The organism is Leisingera caerulea DSM 24564, assembly GCF_000473325.1.
Lineage (GTDB): Bacteria > Pseudomonadota > Alphaproteobacteria > Rhodobacterales > Rhodobacteraceae > Leisingera > Leisingera caerulea.
This window is the reverse complement of sequence record NZ_KI421514.1, coordinates 22,722-40,013: the sequence shown is the minus strand read 5'-3', so window position 1 is coordinate 40,013 and position 17,292 is coordinate 22,722. Positions and strand designations below refer to the sequence as shown.

At 63.7% G+C, this 17,292-nt stretch carries 17 protein-coding genes; 5 read left to right on the top strand and 12 right to left on the bottom strand.

Annotated features, from left to right (window positions below; genetic code table 11):
- Positions 1-68 precede the first annotated feature (68 nt).
- Entirely contained in the window at positions 69-770 is a 702-nt protein-coding gene (locus CAER_RS0124725) for a DUF1223 domain-containing protein (RefSeq protein WP_027237873.1), read from the top strand.
- A gap of 66 nt (positions 771-836) precedes the next feature.
- Here the strand turns inward: CAER_RS0124725 and CAER_RS0124720 are convergent, their stop codons facing one another.
- The 4 genes from CAER_RS0124720 to purB all read right to left on the bottom strand — a co-directional run bounded on the left by CAER_RS0124720 (position 837) and on the right by purB (position 5,053).
- Positions 837-1,721 carry a lysophospholipid acyltransferase family protein gene (locus CAER_RS0124720; RefSeq protein ID WP_027237872.1) on the bottom strand — a complete coding sequence of 295 codons (885 nt, stop codon included), beginning with the start codon at positions 1,719-1,721 and terminating at the stop codon, positions 837-839.
- A gap of 153 nt (positions 1,722-1,874) precedes the next feature.
- Positions 1,875-2,984, bottom strand: coding sequence for a flagellar motor switch protein FliG (locus CAER_RS0124710; RefSeq protein ID WP_027237871.1), 1,110 nt, complete (start codon positions 2,982-2,984; stop codon positions 1,875-1,877).
- A gap of 75 nt (positions 2,985-3,059) precedes the next feature.
- Complete coding sequence (locus tag CAER_RS0124705) at positions 3,060-3,593, bottom strand: tetratricopeptide repeat protein (RefSeq protein WP_027237870.1); 534 nt, start codon at positions 3,591-3,593, stop codon at positions 3,060-3,062.
- A gap of 155 nt (positions 3,594-3,748) precedes the next feature.
- Entirely contained in the window at positions 3,749-5,053 is a 1,305-nt protein-coding gene (gene purB / locus CAER_RS0124700; RefSeq protein ID WP_027237869.1) for an adenylosuccinate lyase, read from the bottom strand.
- A gap of 86 nt (positions 5,054-5,139) precedes the next feature.
- Here purB and CAER_RS30250 point away from each other — a divergent pair, with 86 nt between their 5' ends.
- On the top strand, positions 5,140-5,487 hold the full coding sequence (locus tag CAER_RS30250; RefSeq protein WP_051357884.1) for a hypothetical protein: 348 nt from the start codon (positions 5,140-5,142) through the stop codon (positions 5,485-5,487).
- A 72-nt stretch (positions 5,488-5,559) separates the two neighbouring features.
- Here CAER_RS30250 and CAER_RS0124690 read toward each other — a convergent pair whose 3' ends face one another.
- A complete protein-coding gene (locus CAER_RS0124690) occupies positions 5,560-5,817 on the bottom strand; it encodes a DUF6455 family protein (RefSeq protein ID WP_027237868.1) in 258 nt (85 codons plus the stop codon).
- Between the two features lie 255 nt (positions 5,818-6,072).
- Positions 6,073-7,299: a bifunctional alpha/beta hydrolase/OsmC family protein gene (locus tag CAER_RS0124685; RefSeq protein WP_027237867.1), complete on the bottom strand. Its 1,227-nt coding sequence runs from the start codon at positions 7,297-7,299 to the stop codon at positions 6,073-6,075.
- 95 nt (positions 7,300-7,394) lie between these two features.
- On the opposite strand from CAER_RS0124685, the gene CAER_RS0124680 reads away from it, so the two are divergent.
- On the top strand, positions 7,395-7,943 hold the full coding sequence (locus CAER_RS0124680) for an NUDIX hydrolase (RefSeq protein ID WP_027237866.1): 549 nt from the start codon (positions 7,395-7,397) through the stop codon (positions 7,941-7,943).
- 68 nt (positions 7,944-8,011) lie between these two features.
- On the opposite strand, the gene dddP is transcribed toward CAER_RS0124680, so the two are convergent.
- On the bottom strand, positions 8,012-9,355 hold the full coding sequence (dddP, locus tag CAER_RS0124675; protein ID WP_027237865.1) for a dimethylsulfonioproprionate lyase DddP: 1,344 nt from the start codon (positions 9,353-9,355) through the stop codon (positions 8,012-8,014).
- Between the two features lie 149 nt (positions 9,356-9,504).
- On the opposite strand from dddP, the gene CAER_RS0124670 reads away from it, so the two are divergent.
- Positions 9,505-10,278, top strand: coding sequence for a heme-dependent oxidative N-demethylase family protein (locus CAER_RS0124670; protein WP_027237864.1), 774 nt, complete (start codon positions 9,505-9,507; stop codon positions 10,276-10,278).
- On the opposite strand, the gene CAER_RS28995 is transcribed toward CAER_RS0124670, so the two are convergent.
- The 3 genes from CAER_RS28995 to CAER_RS0124655 form a co-directional block, all read right to left on the bottom strand.
- Positions 10,275-11,024: a hypothetical protein gene (locus tag CAER_RS28995; RefSeq protein WP_154667858.1), complete on the bottom strand. Its 750-nt coding sequence runs from the start codon at positions 11,022-11,024 to the stop codon at positions 10,275-10,277. The genes CAER_RS0124670 and CAER_RS28995 overlap by 4 nt on opposite strands.
- 444 nt (positions 11,025-11,468) lie before the next feature.
- Positions 11,469-12,263 carry a lytic murein transglycosylase gene (locus CAER_RS0124660; RefSeq protein WP_027237862.1) on the bottom strand — a complete coding sequence of 265 codons (795 nt, stop codon included), beginning with the start codon at positions 12,261-12,263 and terminating at the stop codon, positions 11,469-11,471.
- Positions 12,264-12,357: 94 nt separating this feature from the next.
- Positions 12,358-13,605 carry an Hsp70 family protein gene (locus tag CAER_RS0124655; RefSeq protein WP_027237861.1) on the bottom strand — a complete coding sequence of 416 codons (1,248 nt, stop codon included), beginning with the start codon at positions 13,603-13,605 and terminating at the stop codon, positions 12,358-12,360.
- A 228-nt stretch (positions 13,606-13,833) separates the two neighbouring features.
- Here CAER_RS0124655 and CAER_RS0124650 point away from each other — a divergent pair, with 228 nt between their 5' ends.
- Positions 13,834-15,309 carry a globin-coupled sensor protein gene (locus tag CAER_RS0124650; protein WP_027237860.1) on the top strand — a complete coding sequence of 492 codons (1,476 nt, stop codon included), beginning with the start codon at positions 13,834-13,836 and terminating at the stop codon, positions 15,307-15,309.
- An 80-nt stretch (positions 15,310-15,389) separates the two neighbouring features.
- Here the strand turns inward: CAER_RS0124650 and glnA are convergent, their stop codons facing one another.
- On the bottom strand, positions 15,390-16,796 hold the full coding sequence (glnA, locus tag CAER_RS0124645) for a type I glutamate--ammonia ligase (RefSeq protein WP_027237859.1): 1,407 nt from the start codon (positions 16,794-16,796) through the stop codon (positions 15,390-15,392).
- A 45-nt stretch (positions 16,797-16,841) separates the two neighbouring features.
- Positions 16,842-17,180, bottom strand: coding sequence for a P-II family nitrogen regulator (locus tag CAER_RS0124640; RefSeq protein ID WP_008554830.1), 339 nt, complete (start codon positions 17,178-17,180; stop codon positions 16,842-16,844).
- Positions 17,181-17,292: the final 112 nt, after the last annotated feature.

Here is a 17,292-nt window from a genome sequence, read left to right as displayed (position 1 = left end):
AATGATTGATTGGCCTAATCCGCGGCACATCTTTAGACCGGTGGCCATAGTAACAGAGAAGGCGATTCATGAGATTTCCGGCGTCGATCATGACGGTTCTGGCCCTGGCCCTGCCAGTGTATGGCCAATCAGCCGCAGAACCCGTGGTGGTGGAGCTGTACACTTCGCAGGGCTGTTCGTCCTGCCCGCCGGCGGATGCGCTGCTGCACGAACTGGCCGCGCGCCCCGACGTGCTGCCGCTGGCGCTGCATGTGGACTATTGGGATTACATCGGCTGGAAGGACAAATTCGCCAAGCCCGCCCACACGCGGCGGCAGAAGGGGTATGCCCGTTCCGGCGGGCGGCGGATGATTTATACGCCGCAGATGATCATCATGGGCCAGGACGACGTTGTCGGGGCCGATGCCGTGGAAGTCGCCGAAGCCATTGAAAAGCATCAGAAGCAGCCGCGCCCGGTGGCGCTGAAACTGCAGCGGCAGGGTGGCAAACTGGTGATCCGTCTGCAGCCGCGGGCCGGGATGCCGGACGGCCGCCTGCTGGTGCAGCTGGTGCGCTTTACCCCGGAACGCACCGTCAGCATCACCCGCGGCGAACTGGCCGGGAAGACGTTTACCTATGCAAATGTGGTGGAGGACTGGAAGGTGGCGGCAGAGTGGGACGGCACAGAGCCGCTGGAACTGACGGTGCCGCTCACCGGCAGCCAGCCCGCCGCAGTGCTGGTGCAGGAGGCGCCGTACGGCCCGGTCATCGCCGCGGCCCGGGCTGACTGACCCCGTTTTTGTCGGCTTGGCCTTTGTCGGCTTGGCGCTGCCGCGGCCGGGACTGGCGGCCGCCGTTCAGGTTTTCCAGCGCCGGTGGATCCAGAACCATTGGCCAACGTGCTTGCGCACGATGGACTCCAGATCCGCCGTCAGCGCCTTGGTCATGGTCAGCGGGTCCGAAGGCGGGACCTCGGCGTTCATGATAATCTCGAAATCCAGTCCGTTGTCCTGGCGCACCGCGTAGACCGGGATCAGCGCCGCGCCGAATTTCAGCGCCAATTCAGCCGGAACGGTTGAGGTGACGGCAGGCTTGCCGAAAAAGTCGATCGGCTCGCCGCCTTGGGCGTACAGGTCGGTGACGATGGCTGCGATGCCGCCCTTTTTCAGATGCCGGACCAGTTCGACCATGCCGCGCTTGCCCTGTTCGAACATCAGCTCGCCGGTGGTCTTCATGGCGGCGACGTAATGCTCGTTGAAATAGGGGTTGGCCATGCGCCGGTACAGCGCACCCATCTCGTGGCCGCGGGCGGTCAGCGCGGCGCGGGCGGCGTCGTAATTGCCGAAATGCGCGGTGGCCAGCAGCACCGGCCGCCCGGCGGCGCGCGCGGCCTCCAGCGCCTCCAGCCCGGGACCGGTGATGGGGGCCGATCTGGCCTTATCATAGAATGTGGCGCCGTCATAAAGCTCGGCGATCATCCGGCCGGCATTGTCGCTGACATCCCGGTAAAGCTGGTCCGGATCCAGGCCGGAAAGTTCGGGGCTGACGTGGCGGAGGTTGTTGTGCACCCGTTTGTCAAACCCCGCCAGCCGCCCCATGCCGGTGACCAGGCGGCCCATCATCGGCACCCGCAGCCGGTAGGGGATCAGCCGGGCGCCCAGCAGCAGCCCGCGCAGAAACAGGTTGCTGCCAAAATATTTGACATGGCTCCAGGTGGAGAGCTCGGAGGGGTCTACTGGCATGGCATCTGGATGGCTGCGGCGCAAAAATGCGGCTGGAAGCCCGCATCATAAGCAGCCGCGCCGGCGGGCACAAGCAGGTCGCAAGCGGCCGCCGGCCCGATTTGCCGGGGCGGGCGGCTGTGGCGCATTGCGCGCCGGTTGCAGACGGCGGGGTCAGTCCTCGCCGCCGTCTTCCTCATTGTCGGACTTCAGCTCGATCTCGCCCGTTGCCACCAGGTCGCGCATGGCCGAGATGATCATGCTGAACGCCGCCTCGCCGTCGGTGCGCTTGACCTTGCCGCGTTCCGCCACTTCTTCGCGGATGTTGTCGGCCATCCGGCTCGACATGTTTTTCAGCAGGAATTCGTTGGTGGCCACGTCTTCCTCGTCCGAGGCGAAGGCCATGGCTGTGACCAGGTCGGGCTGCGACAGGACCCGCATCAGCTTGGGCACGTCGATAGGCTGCATCCGCTCGCCGATCAGCGCATAGGTGAAGATCGCCTTTCGCACCTTGATGGCGAATTCCTCGTCCTCTTCGTCCAGCGCGGTCAGAACCTCGTCCCGCTTGGCAGCAGCGGCTTCGGTCAGAATGCCGCCCAGCCTCTGGCCAGGGGTGTCGTCGAAGGCAAGCTCCGGCCGGGCCTCAACCTGGGCCGCCAGGGACAGGCCGATCCGGTCGACGGTTTCTGGCGTCACATTGGCGGTCTGGCTGACCGCATAGGTGATGCGCCGGGCAACCGGGCCGGGCAGATGGACCAGCATCTGCGCCGCCTTGGCGGTGTCCAGCTTAGAGAGCAGCACCGCCGCCACCTCTGTGCTTTCGGCCTCTGCCAGCGACGCCAGATCTTCCGGCGGCAGCTGTTTCAGCCGCTGCCAGGGATCGCCGAACTGGCGCACGCCGGCCTCCTTGCGCAGGCGGCTGTGGGTATAGCGGCTGATTTTGCCTTCCATCGCGTTCAAGGCGCCGGCCAGGCCGTTGGGGAAATGCAGGCCGATATTGTCCAGAAGGTCAGCGAATTCACCCGCCACCGCGTTCAAGGTGTCGCGGTCGACAATCCGCATTTTGCCCATCTGCTGGGTCAGCTCCAGCTGCAGGTCGTCCGGCAGCTCCTCCAGCGGGATTTCGGCACCTTCGTTCAGCAGCAACCGGACGATAATCGCTGCCTTGGCCTTGCCGCTCAGGCCGCTGCCGTTGCCTGCACCCATCGGCGCCGGGGCGGCAAACCCGCCCAGGTCCGGGCCGTCAGTTGCCATCGGAAGCGCCAGCATGTTGTCTTGAGGCATTCTCGCACCCTACCAAAGATTCTTCTCGATCATGGAGGGCAGAATAGGCCGCAAGCCGTAAAAAAAGCCTGAAGCTTAATAGCTGTAGGACGCCCCTGTCTCCAGCGCGCTGCGCAGCGAGGCTTCGGCCCATGTGCCGTCGCCGCCCCGGGCCCTGATCTCCTTCCACTGTATCAGAGCCGCGCCGTATTTGCCCTGTTGCACAAGGCCTTGACCCATATACGAACGGGCAAGGATATTATCCGGATCGCTGGCAAGCGCCTGATCGTAATAGGCTTGTGCCAGTTCCAAATTGCCCAGTTTGCGGTGGGTGAAGCCCCAGTAGGTCAGCACCAGGGACTCCTGCTGGTCTGCCATCGCGCTCAGCACCGCCTGGGCATCTTCCTGGCGGCCGGAATAGGCCAGCTCGCGGGCGGCGCCCAGCAATTGCTCTTGGTTCAGCGAGGACTTGCGGGGCCGCACGCAGCGTTTCTTCTGCTCATCCCAGACCCTTTTGCCTTTGCAGGTTTTGGTGGTTTCGGTGGGTTTGGGAGGATTCCAGTCGTTGCCGCTAGCGGCGAGGGCGGCAACCGGCAGTGTTAAGGCGGCGGCCAGGGCAAGAAAACGCATATCGGAAACTCCAGACGCAGAATGTTTTGCCCACTTTAACCCCGGAACCCCGGTCTGGATCTGTATTTTTGTTCACAAAGGCGTTTGCCCGCCAGGAAAACGCAAAACGCCCCGCCGGATAGGCGGGGCGTCGAATGCATTGCACGCGGGCAGGTTTACGCGCCGAAGACGCGTTTGAAGATCGTGTCGACATGTTTTGTGTGATAGCCCATGTCGAATTTCTCGTTGATCGCCTCTTCGCCGAGGGCGGCGACCACATCGGCATCGGCCAGCAGCAGCTCGCGGAAATCAACACGCTCTTCCCAGACCTTCAGGGCGTTGCGCTGCACCATGGCATAGGCGTCCTCGCGGCTGACGCCTGCTTGGGTCAGCGCCAGCAGAACCCGCTGCGACATCACCAAGCCGGGGAATTTGTTCATGTTGTCCAGCATGTTCTCCGGGAACACCAGCATCTTGTCGACAACACCGGCCAGGCGGTGCAGGGCGAAGTCGAGGGTGATGGTGGCATCCGGGCCGATGCCGCGCTCGACGGAGGAGTGCGAGATATCGCGCTCATGCCACAGGGCTACGTTCTCCATCGCCGGGATCACCGCCATGCGCACCAGGCGCGCGAGGCCAGTGAGGTTCTCGGTCAGCACAGGGTTTTTCTTGTGCGGCATCGCCGAGGAGCCTTTCTGGCCCATCGAGAAGAATTCCGCGCCTTCCAGCACTTCGGTGCGCTGCATGTGGCGGATTTCCACGGCAACGTTCTCGATCGAAGACGCGATGACGCCCAGGGTGGCAAAGAACATCGCGTGGCGGTCGCGCGGGATCACCTGGGTGGAGATCGGCTCAGGGCGCAGGCCCAGCTGCTCGCAGACGTGCTCTTCAACCGCCGGGTCGATGTTGGCGAATGTGCCGACCGCGCCGGAGATCGCGCCGGTGGCCACTTCCCAGCGGGCCTTTTCCAGACGGTTCTTGTTGCGGTCCATCTCGGCATAGAACCGGGCAAAGGTCAGGCCCATGGTGGTGGGCTCGGCATGAATGCCGTGGCTGCGGCCCACGCGCACGGTGTTCTTGTGCTCCAGCGCGCGTTTCTTAAGCGCGGCCAGCACCTTGTCCATGCCTTCCAGCAGGATGTCGGCGGCGCGCACCAGCTGCACGTTCAGGCAGGTGTCCAGCACGTCCGACGACGTCATGCCCTGATGCACAAAGCGCGCTTCCTCAGAGCCCACATGCTCCGCCAGGTGCGTGAGGAAGGCAATCACGTCGTGCTTGGTCACCGCCTCGATTTCGTCGATGCGGGCAACGTCGAATTCCACATCCTTGGCTTTCCACACCGCATCTACGTTTTCGCGCGGGATCACGCCGAGGTTGGCCATGGCTTCACAGGCGTGGGCCTCGATCTCGTACCAGATCTTGAATTTGGTCTCGGGCGACCAGATTGCGACCATCTCGGGGCGGGAATAGCGGGGGATCATGGGCGAAAGCACCTTTATGTGATTGTGCAGCAGATGCCCGGCCTCTTAGATCAGGAGAGGCAGGACAGCAAGGCTGGGAGGGGAGCATGAGGCAGTTTGCCCTGATGATTGCGGTATCATGCACGGTTGCGCCGGCTTGGGCGGGTGAGTGGCGGGTGCTGACCGGGGACGAAGTGCGGGCGGCGCTGGAGGAGCGCAGGCTGGTCTATGGCACTGGCGCTTGGCAGGACTTCAGTGCTTCGGGCCGCACGCTCTACAATGCGGGCCATGAGAGCTGGGGCTACTGGGGCGTGCGGGACGGCAAGTATTGCTCCGCCTGGCCGCCCTCGGACCTGTGGGCCTGTTATGCGCTGGAAAGCGACGGGGAGGCGATCCGGTTTGTTGGCGGGGCAGGTGAGGTCACAACGGGGCGCTACGCCGAGCCTGAGGATTAACAACGGCGCGCGTTCCCAGACGCCGCAAACCGGATTTGTTTGCAGCGGGCGTAAGTGGCCGGGCAGGCGGGCTCAGTTGCCGCGCAGATGCGCCAGCAATTGCGCGTTGCGGCAGTAGGACGGCGCCTCGGCCAGTTCCGTGACCTTTTGCTGCAAGTCACTGCAGCCGTCCTGGTTGCGGCAAGTGCTGCAGCGCAGGACAGCGCGCATGTATTTCCGGCCCTGCGCCTGCGGATCCGCGGCAACCATACCGCCATAGTCAATGCCCAGTCGGCTGGCCATGCCATGCACCAGATCGCTGCTGCGCCCGAGTTTTGCAAATAGTCCCATGTCTCTCCTCCTGTACCCGGCCGCCGCCGGGAGCGGGTCCAGCATGGGCGGGATCAAGCCCCGGGACTTTGATGCGGCGCAAACTTCCGCAGCAGGTCGGATCTCCCGCCTGCGCTGCGGCCTTCTGACAAAGGCCTGCCGCAGTTGGGCCCGGCGCCGCGCCTTGCGCGGCGCCGGGCCCAAAGCCGCTGCTGGTGCAGGTTGCCTGCACCCGCCGGACGCGGGAGCACCGCCGGAGACTGCCGGGTGTCAGGCTTAGGCCTGTTCTGTTGCCTCCAGCCGCGTCACCACCTTGGCGCCGCTCTCCAGGGTGCGGTGTACCGGGCATTTATCTGCGATTTCCAACAGCCGCGCGCGCTGTTCCTCGCTCAAGGGGCCGCAGAGGCGCACCACCCGTGTGAACTGGTCGATCTTGGCAGGCCCGGAGGGCAGGGCGTCCTGGGCGTGCACCTTGTCATGGCTCACATCCACGCTGATCCCCTCCAGCGGCCAGTCCTTGCGCCGCGCATACATTCTGAGCGTCATCGAGGTGCAGGCGCCAAGCCCCGCAGCCACAAACCCGTAAGGAGACATGCCGCGGTTGGTGCCGCCATAGGCCAGCGGCTCGTCCGCCAAGGCGTGGTGATAGGGGCCGGATTGAACATCCTGCAGGAACCCGTCCGGATCCGCCTCTGTCACCCGCAGGATGCCCTCCGGTGCGCCGGGCGGCGGTGCGGGCGGGGCCATGCCGATATAGCGCCCGGCCCAGGCAGCGATGACTTCGGCGGCGTATTCCGCGTCTGCCGGCCGGGAAATCAGGTGATCGGCGTCATCCAGAGTGACAAAGCTCTTGGGGTGTTTCGCAGCAGTGAAGATGGAGGCGGCATTGTCGATGCTCACGGTCTCGTCGCGCGGCGCATGCAGCACCAGCAGCGCGGCCTTGAGTTCAGCAATCGCAGGCGCCAGCGCCTCGGCGCTGATGTCGTCGACAAACTCCTTGCCGATCACAAACGGCCGCCCGCCCAGGCAGACCTCGGCACGGCCCTTGGCCTCGATCTCCGGCAGGGCGGCTTCGAAGTGGTGGGAGACATGGCCCGGATCAAACGGCGCGGCCAGTGTCACCACCCCCTTGACCGACGGGATGCCCGCCCGCGCCCGCAGTACCGCCGCCCCGCCCAGCGAGTGGCCGATCAGCAGCGCCGGCGCCATATTGCGTGTTGCAAGGTACTGCGCCGCTTTGATGAGGTCCGCCACGTTGGAGCTGAAAGTGGTATTCTCAAACTCGCCTTCCGAATGCCCCAGCCCGGTGAAATCGAACCGCAAGACCGCAATCCCCATCGCCGCCAGCCGCCCGGCAATCCGCCGCGCGGCCGGGATGTCCTTGGAGCAGGTGAAGCAATGGGCGAACAGCGCGGTGGCCAGCACCGGCCCCTCCGGCAGGTCGAGGCGGGCAGCAAGGGTGTTTCCGGCGTGGCCGGTGAAGGTGATCCGTTCCGTGGGCATGGGCGTGGCCTTTTTTGGGTGTTCCGCATAGATTGAGCGTTCGGCGGGGCCTGAACAAGGCAGCGGGACGGAACGTCACGGGAAGGTGAAGCCAGATGAGCAGCAGCGCCCTTACGGGCATCGGATGTTACAGCCCGCAGACCGCGCGGGACCGCGGGATGTGGCAGCGGTTGCAGGCGTTTTGCAGGCAGGAGCCGCAAGCCTTTGGCCGCAATCCGGAAACCGGACATGTCACCGGCTCTGCCTTTGTGATGTCACCGGACAGAAAAAACGTGCTGCTGACTCACCACAAAAAGCTCAACCGCTGGTTCCAGCTGGGCGGCCATTGCGACGGAATTGCCGACGTGCCCTTTGTTGCGCTGAAAGAAGCCTATGAGGAAAGCGGGCTGGCGCGCATCAGGCCGCTGTCTGCCTGTGTGTTCGACGTCGACATCCACGAAATCCCGCCCGGCACCAGGGAGTGCGCCCATCTGCACTATGACGTCCGCTACCTGTTTCAGGCAGAGGCCGGGGGAATTGCTGCAAGTGGTGAATCCCACGCCCTGGCCTGGGTGCCAATCACCCGGCTGGAAGACGTCACTGACTCCCCCGGCGTGCTGGTGCTGCGGGAAAAGCTGGAGCCGTTCCTGAGCAGCTCTTGTTAAGCGGTGGCGCCTGACGGCGCCGCAGGCTGTCCCGGCCCCTCCTTGCGGGAGGGACCGGCGGCAATGGATTACGCCTCGCCCATCAGGGCCTTGTCGAAGGGGTAGCTGGTCAGGTTCTCATAGCCGTCCTCGGTGATCAGCACCTGGTCTTCCAGCTTGATCGAGAAGTCACCGCCCTCAGGCGAAACCAGCGCCTCGACACAGAGCACCATGCCCGGCTCCAGCTCATAGTCAAAGGCGCCCTCGACCATTTGATCCGGATAGGCGACCAGAGGCCACTCGTCGCACAGCCCGACGCCGTGCATCATGCAGCCGTATTTCTGTTTCTGGAATTGGTCATCCAGCACGTGGCAGCCGCGCGACAGCTCCTGAATGTTCACGCCCGGCTTCAGCATCTCCATGTTGTGGCGGATGTGCTCCACCCCGTGCTGCATGGCATAGACCATGTCGGGTCGCGGCTTCTGACTGCCAATCCACCAGCTGCGGGAAATGTCGATGCAGATGCCGTAGGAGCCGACAAGGTCGGTGTCAAAGCTGATCATCTCGTTGTTCTGGATGATGCGGGGGCCGCATTCCTGGAACCAGGGGTTGGTGCGCGGCCCGGACGCCAGCAGCCGGGTTTCGATCCATTCGCCGCCGCGGCGGATGTTCTCTGCGTGCAGCACCGCCCAGACGTCGTCTTCGGAGATATAGCCGCCGGGGATCTGCTCGCGGGCGAATTTCTCCATCGCCGCCACCGCGGTTTCGCAGGCGTGATGGGCGCAGCGCATCGCCAGAATCTCATCCGGTCCCTTCACCGCGCGGCATTTCTCGGTCAGCTCCTCGCCGGGAAAAATCTCCAGCCCCTGTGCCTCCAGCGCCCGCAGCCCGTGCAGCATCACCTTGTCCACCGCCAGCCGCTTGTTGCTGCCGCTGTGCTCTTCCAGCAGGATGCGCACTTCGTTGGAGAACTTGTCGGCGGCCACGTCGATCTTGTCGCCGCGGTCGAAGTAGAACAGGTCGGCACCGGCGCGCTGCTCCCGCACCAGTGGGTTGAATTCGCTGAGGAAGGGCGACTGCTTGTAGTCCCACAGCACCATATAGCCGTCGGCGCAGATCAGCAGCGCGCGGAACGGGTTGTGGGTGTTCCACAGCTGCATGTTCGTGGAATCGGTCGCATAGCGGATGTTGAGCGGGTCAAAGACCAGCAGGCCGCCATAGCCGCGGTCATTGATGTGCTTGACCAGACGTTCCCAGCGGAACCTGCGCAACGCCTGCAGGTCAGGCAGTTGCAGCCCGGCCTCGGCCCATTCTGAAAACGCCAGCTGGGTCGGGCCGATCTCAACCCGGTTGTTGTCGTTCGGGGTGTTGTCGCCCAGGGTGGCGCCGCGGGTCGGGTCAATCTTGCGGATGTCGCGGTAATGCTCGTTCATGCGTGGCCTCCGTCGCTGCACAGTCCTGTCCAATGTGCCGCCGGCAGCCGGGGAAATCGCTGCAGAAAACGACGGGTTTTCCGGTCGTTTCTGACCTGTGATGCAGCGTTGCGGCTGTTTCCCGGCGCTTTGGATGCTATCGCAGAGGGATGAAGGCGATTCTGCAGAAAACACTTCCCTACAACCCGCTGGAGGAGAAGAAACTCCCTGGTATTCAGCCGCTTGAGCCGGATCGCTGGCTGGTGGCGGATGACGCCTATGCGGACCAGATGGCAGAGCGCGAGCGGCTGCTGGCTACCCGGCGGGACGCGGTTTTGCGGCTGGACGCAAACGCGATGGCGGCGGCGCAGGAGCTTTTGCGGATGGCGCTGGACGCACTGGACATCGGCGCGGGCGACACCGCGCTGCGGCCCGATGGTATGCGGGTGACGGTCGATCTGGAGGATCCACTGGGCACCCTGGGCCGTCTCGCGCAGCAGGATTTCTGCATTCTGCAAAAGCCAGAGGGCGCACAGGAGCATGTTCTGACCGGCGCCGTTCTGTGTTTTCCGGCAAGCTGGACGCTGGCGGAAAAATTCCTGCAGCCGCTGACCGGCATACACGTGCCGATGGACAGCTACGATGCAGGGATTGCAGCGCGGGTGCAGCGGCTGTTTGACGGGGTGCAGGCGGGGCGGCCGCTGTGGCGGTTCAATGCGCTTTGGTATCAGGATCCGGCACTGTTTCAGCCGCGGAGCCAATATGCGCCGCGGGACAAACCGCACAGCACCAGGGCTGATTACCTGCGCAGTGAAAGACAAGTGATCATGCGGCTGCCGCAGACCCGTGCGGTGGTGTTTTCAATACATACGCATGTGCTTGCGCGGGCGGATGTGCTCCGCCAGTGGGGCTCAGCGCTGGACCAGCCCGCAGCGCGGCCCTAGTGGAACAGCGGACGCGCGGCCTGCACCATGCCGGCGCTGTCCAGGAACAGGAACAGGGCGGCCATCAGCAGCAGGTGGCTGACAAAACGCAGGCGGCGGCGCGGCGCCAGGATGAAGGCTGACAGCGCGGAGGCCCGTGCCTGGCCGCCCCAGCCGCTGTACTGCTGCCCGGTTTGCAGCGGTCCGCGCATCCGGGCCCGGGTCCGCTCGGCAGCTGTTGTTGCGCCCGGGCCCGGCGCGCGTCTGCCGGCGGCCTGAAAGGCGCGCTCGCAGTGGGCTTCAAGCGCAGGCGCGGTGAGCTCAACCGGGGTGAAGCAGGCGCGCCCGCGCGGCCGCGGGGGCTGCGGCTGCATTGGCTGGCGGCCGGCAGCTTTGGCCGCTGCCGGGGGCGTTTGGACCGGCTGCGGTTCAAACACGCTAAGGAACTGATCGCAGGTCAGCGCCACATCGGTATCGAGCCATTCAACTGAGGTGGCTTCGACCATCGGAACCAGCCGCCGCAGCATTTCGGCCAGCAGCGTTTCAGAGATTTCCCGATCGCAGTCTTCCGGGTAAAGCGGCGACAGCGCGAGTTCCAGCAGCGCCGAAGGCTGCAGCATGCTCCCGGTCAGCCGGCTGGAGCGCCGCAGCGGCACCCGGCGCAGGCGCACCGTGACAAGATACTGATCGCACTGCAGCCGGACGGCATGCTCGGCGCGGGCCTCGATGGCTTCTGCCGGATGGCCAAAATCTTCGAGCGTGTCCACAACAGCGGAAACTGCTGCAGAGAGGGTTCCCTGATCCCGGCTTTCCAGCCCGAGCCTGCCGCTAATTTGCACGTTCTCTGCCACTTTCCGGATCCTCCGTTCAGGGTGCCGATAAAATAAGAATAAATTTGGAACGGGTTGAAAGTTGGGCGGAAAGCGCGGCCCGGCGGCAAACTTTGAGGATTACGCGTTAAAAATCACGAAACGATTTAAGTGTCTGTTTTTATTGGGATTCACGTTCGCTTTGCGTAGCCGGTCGGCGGAATACGGCTCAACTGTGGCACGCGCCGGACACATTGATGCCTTAGGCCTTACAATGCAGCGGGAATCGCGGCACTGTTCCCGGTGGTATGCGCCCCCCCCGCTGCGGCCGCTTTGCAGGCGGCCTCAGGTGCAGGGCGGAGCTACGGCTGCGGTGCTGGCGAAGGCGGCGGCGGCAGGCGCTCAGCCGTCGATTTGCCGCCCCATGATTGCCAGCGACTGCTGATAGACCGTGGCGGCGTTCCACTGCTTCAGAACGGGATAATTCGGCTCACCCGGCTGATAGCCCTTGCCGCGCTTCCAACCCTTCTGGCGCAGGTAATTGGCGGTCGAGGCCAGCGCATCGCCCATATTGTAGAAATCCACCCGGCCGTTGCCGTCCCAGTCGATCCCGTACTGCAAGGCGTTACCGGGCAGGAACTGTGTATGGCCCAGCTCGCCGTGTTTTGCGCCCAGGGTGGCCGGGGTGATTGCGCCCTGATCCACCAGTTTCAGCGCCCCCAGCGCGTGCGGGCGGAAGAAATCGGAGCGGCGGCAGTCATAGGTCAGCGTCACAATGGCAGAGACCACCTGGCTGTCGCCCATATAATTGCCAAAGGCCGTTTCCATGCCGTGGATCGCAATCAGCACACCCGCGGGCACGCCGTACTTGCGTTCCAGCGCGGCATAAAAGTCCGGATTGCGCGCCTTGCGCTTGCGGCCCTGCGCCACGATGGTAGCGGAGCCGCGGACCTGCATGAATTTCTCCAACGAGTATTTGAAGCTCTTCTGATTGCGGTCGGCGGCGATGGTGCGGCGGGCGTATTGCGCATTGGCCAGCGCCTGCAGCCCTGCCTTGCGCACCCCGGCGCGCTTGGCCTCGCGGCTGAACGCCTGTTTCCAGGCATCGAACCCGGCAGAGGTATTGCCGCAGGTCGCGGCCGCGGCGGGGGAGGCGAGGAGGACGGAAATCAGGGCAGGGGCAAGCAGCCGACGCATGAATGAAACTCTCGAAATGTGACTCGTGTGATTGCAGCCTAGCGTGACCGCGGCTTATGTCTAACGGGAAATCCCGCCAATGGTTCCCATCCGCTCAGGAAAAGGCTGTGCCGGCTGCCAGTGCCAACCCATCGGCGACTGCGGTCATGGCGTTTTCCGTTTCGACACGGGCTTTTGGGCACAGCGACCGCATCTCAGCCTGCACCGCCGCCAGCAGCGACGAGCCGCCGACCATGACAATCCGGTTCACTTGCGCCGGGTCTATGCCCGCCTGGTCCAGGGTTTCGGCGGCGCAAAGACCGATAGCGCGGGTTTGCTCCGCCAGCGTCCGGTTCATGCCCGTGCCGGGCAGAGGCACAGACAAACCGCGCTGCAAAAGCTTAAGGTCGATCGCGGCGCTGCCCCCGGCATCATTGGCGCGGATCTTGCCGCGCTCCACCGCAAAGGCCAGTTCGTGCCCCAGTTCGTCCTCCAGCACGGCAACCAGCCGCGCCAGTTTTTCCGGCTCCGCTGCATTGGCGGCCAGGTCCTTTGCAGCCCGGCGGTTTTCGGGGCTGTAAAGAAACGGGATCATCTGCCAGGTGGCCAGATCGTTGAACAGCCGGTTCGGCGCGGGCAGGGCGCCTCCGCCGAAGGTGTTGCGGATCAGGCTGCCGCGGCCCAGCAGCGGCATCACATGCTGAATGCTCAGCTGCCGGTCGAAATCGGTGCCGCCCAGACGGATCCCGTGCGAGGCCAGGATGCGTGCAGCGCCGTCCGGTCCCTGCTCAAAGGCGGTAAAGTCCGAGGTGCCGCCGCCGATATCGACGATCAGCCCCAGCCCCGGCGACGGCGCGGCGGCACGCAGGGCGGCTTCGGGCTCGTACATGAACAGGACGTCCTCGAAACCGGCCTCCAGATAGCAGGCGCGCAGGTCCTTTTCCGCCTGCGCGTCGCGGTCCGCATCCTTGGAATGAAACCGCACCGGCCGCCCCGACAGCGCATGGGTGAACTGCATGCGGGTGGCCGCCTCGGCGCGCCGCTTCAACTCTGCCAGGAAGCGGGCGATAATGGTGGCAAAGCTCATCCGCTCGCCGCCCAGCCGCCGCTCCTCATGCAGCAGGGAGGTGCCAAGCAGGCTTTTGAGCGCCCGCATGAAACGGCCCTCATCGCCGCGGATTAGGGCGCGTGCGGCGCTGTGGCCGATCCGCATCCGGCGCGAGTCCTCCGCGAAGAACACCGCGGTGGGCAGGGTCTGCTCGCCAGGCTCCATCTCCACCAGCCACGGCTGCCCGGCAACTGCAATCCCGGCAGCAGAGTTGGATGTGCCAAAGTCGATACCAAGAGTGTTCGGGGCTGTCATAATGCGCTCCTCAGACCAAGCGGAGCCGCCCCGGCTACAGCAACTGCGGGCTCCGATCAAGGCGAATCACCCGGAATCAATGGTTGTGAATGCGCCACTGCACAGATTGCCGCAGGAGGTGCAAGTGCCTCAAATATCAACAGTAAAGCGGCCGTAAAAGTATATTAATTCCTGAATATCACACTTTTCTAACCTGCTGCCCAGAGCAGGATCTTTGGAGTTTGGAAGATGAGTAATACTGATAACCAGCGCATCATCTCGAAATTTGCGCTTGATGGAGAGCATCAGAAAGACCTGACACGCGCAAGTGCACTTCTGGTGCCTCACTTCGATCTGATCCTCGACAAGTTCTACGCCTTTGCCCAATCGGACCGCGAAGCAAGCACGTTCTTTCCCAATGAGGAAATCCTAACCCACGCCAGAACGGCGCAGAAACGGCATTGGGAACTGCTGCTGAGAGGCGATTTCCCGGAAGAGTATTTCGCCTCCGCGGAGCGCGTCGGCGCCGTCCACTTCAAGATCCAGCTCCCGTTCGAGCTTTACTTGTCGGCCTATTCACGGGCGACCTCCCACATTCAGCAGGTTCTCGGCGAAAAGTTCGGAGCCGCGGTAACCCCGGGCGGGCGGCGCAAACTTTTTGCCCTGCTGGGGGCGCTGAACCGGGTGTTTGCGCTGGACACCTATTTTGTCATTGACGCTTATTTTGCGGCGCAGCGCGCGGAACAGGACACTGCCTTTGACTATATCACCGCCGGGATCGAGCGGATGGAAGCCCGCGATCTCTCCCAGACAATCCCAGCCCCCGGCGAAAGCGATTACCCGGAGCGCTATGACCAGGTGCGCGTGACGTTCAACCGGCTTATGGGCAGCCTGGCCGGCGTGATCGGCAGTATTCAGGACTCCGCCGACGGCCTGAACAGCACTGCCAGTGAAATTTCCGACGCGGCCCAGGATCTGTCGCAGCGCACTGAAACCCAGGCGGCAACCCTGGAGGAGACGGCAGCGGCGGTTGAGGAAATAACCTCAAGCATGCGGTCGTCGGCAGAGGCGACCAAGGAAACCAGCACCGTGGCCGCAACAGCGCAAGCCTGCGCCGAAGACGGCTTTGCAGTGGTGACTGACGCCGTCAGCAAGATGAAGGAGATCGCCGACTCCTCTGACCGGATTTCCCAGATCATCGGCGTGATTGACGATATCTCCTTCCAGACCAACCTGCTGGCGCTGAACGCCGGGGTCGAGGCCGCCCGCGCCGGAGAGGCCGGGCGCGGTTTTGCGGTTGTCGCCTCCGAGGTGCGCGGCCTGGCCCAGCGGGCCGCCGTGTCCGCCAAGGAAATCAAAGAGCTGATCAACATCAGTTCAGGCCATGTGGACGAGGGTGTTTCGCTGGTGGACCGCGCAGGCGAGGTGCTGACCCGGATTGTGTCCGATGTGAACCGGGTGTCTGAACTGTCGGCGTCGGTCTCTGCCTCTGCCGGCGAGCAGACCACCGGGCTGACCGAGATCAACACCGGCGTTTCGCATCTGGACGGGGTCACGCAGCAGAACGCGGCAATGGTCGAGCAGACGACGGCGGCGACGGTGACCATGCGCCAGGATTCGCAGGCGCTGGCCGATCTGGTCAAATCTTTCAATGTTGGCCACACAGCCGCCCCAGCCGCCGCAGGCAGCGGGGACAGCGGCGGCAGCCTGCGTCTGGCCGGCTGACGCAACGATCGGCGCCTGCCTGCTGGCACAAACAGAAAAAGGCGCCGCGAACGGCGCCTTTTCCTTTGGATGTCCTGCTATCAGCAGCTGTAGTACATGCCGAACTCAACCGGGTGCGGCGTGTGCTCGAACTTGTGGACCTCTTCCATCTTCAGCTCGATGTAGCCGTCGATCTGGTCCTTGGTGAACACATCGCCCTGCAGCAGGAAGTCGTGGTCGGCCGCCAGCGCGTCGATGGCTTCGCGCAGCGAGCCGCAGACGGTCGGGATGCCTTCCAGCTCTTCGGCCGGCAGATCGTACAGGTTCTTGTCCATGGCTTCGCCCGGATCGATCTTGTTGCGGATGCCGTCCAGGCCGGCCATCAGCAGCGCGGCAAAGCACAGATAGGGGTTTGCCGCCGGATCGGGGAAGCGGGCCTCGACGCGCTTGGCTTTCGGGCTTTCGGTCCACGGAATACGCACACAGCCGGAGCGGTTGCGGGCGGAGTAGGCGCGCAGAACCGGAGCCTCAAAGCCCGGGATCAGGCGCTTGTAGGAGTTGGTGGACGGGTTGGTGAAGGCATTCAGGGTCTTGGAATGCTTCAGGATGCCGCCGATGAAGTACAGCGCTTCCTGCGACAGGTCCGCGTATTTGTCGCCTGCAAACAGCGGCTTGCCGTCTTTCCAGATCGACATGTTGACGTGCATGCCGGAGCCGTTGTCGCCATAGATCGGCTTCGGCATGAAGGTTGCCGACTTGCCGTATGCGTGCGCCACGTTGTGGATCACGTATTTGTACTTCTGCAGCTCGTCGGCCTGTTTGGTCAGGCTGTCGAAGATCAGGCCCAGCTCGTGCTGGCAGGACGCCACTTCGTGGTGGTGCTTGTCGACCTTCATGCCCAGGCGCTTCATGGTCGAGAGCATTTCGGAGCGCAGGTCCTGCGCTTCGTCGGTCGGGTTGACCGGGAAGTAGCCGCCCTTCAGGCCCGGGCGGTGGCCCATGTTGCCCATCTCGAACTCAGCGTCGGTGTTCCAGGAGCCGTCGGTTGCGTCAACCTCATAGGACACCTTGTTGATGGTGTTGGAGTAACGCACGTCGTCGAACAGGAAGAATTCCGCTTCCGGGCCCATATAGGCCACGTCGCCGATGCCGGAGGACTTGAGGTAAGCTTCCGCCTTCTGGGCGGTGCCGCGCGGGTCGCGCTCATAGGCTTCGCCGGTGTCGGGCTCAACGATGGAGCAGTGCAGGCACAGGGTCTTTTCCGCGTAGAACGGGTCGATGTAGGCGGACTCGGTGTCTGCAACCAGTTTCATGTCGGAGTTTTCGATCGACTTCCAGCCGGCGATCGAGGAGCCGTCGAACATGAAGCCTTCTTCCAGGAAGTCTTCGTCGACCAGGTCCACGTCCACGGTCACGTGCTGCAGCTTGCCGCGCACATCGGTGAAACGGATGTCGACATAGGCGACGTCCTCGTCCTTGAGTGTCTTGAGAACTGCGTCTACGCTCATTCCCTCGGTCCTTTTTGTAGAGATGTAAGGATTTTCGTTGGTGTCTTAGAGTGCGTCCGGGCCGGTCTCGCCGGTACGGATGCGGATCGCTTGCTCGACGGGCGAGACAAAGATCTTGCCGTCGCCGATCTTGTCGGTCTTGGCGGCGTCGACGATGGCCTCGATCGCCTGGTCGACCTGATCGTCGTCCAGCACAACCTCGACCTTCACTTTGGGCAGGAAGTCGACGACATACTCGGCGCCGCGGTAAAGCTCGGTGTGACCCTTCTGGCGGCCGAAGCCCTTGACCTCGATGACGGAAAGGCCCTGCACGCCAACGTCCTGCAACGCTTCCTTCACCTCATCCAGTTTAAAAGGCTTGATGATGGCTTCGATCTTTTTCATCGGCATGGCTCCTCGCAAGCTTGTTGGGGGTGTCATTTCACTTCTAAATGAAGGCAGCAATGCGCGCCTGCGCGGCTGCGGCAATTCTGGCCAGGATTTCATCGTCGCTGCC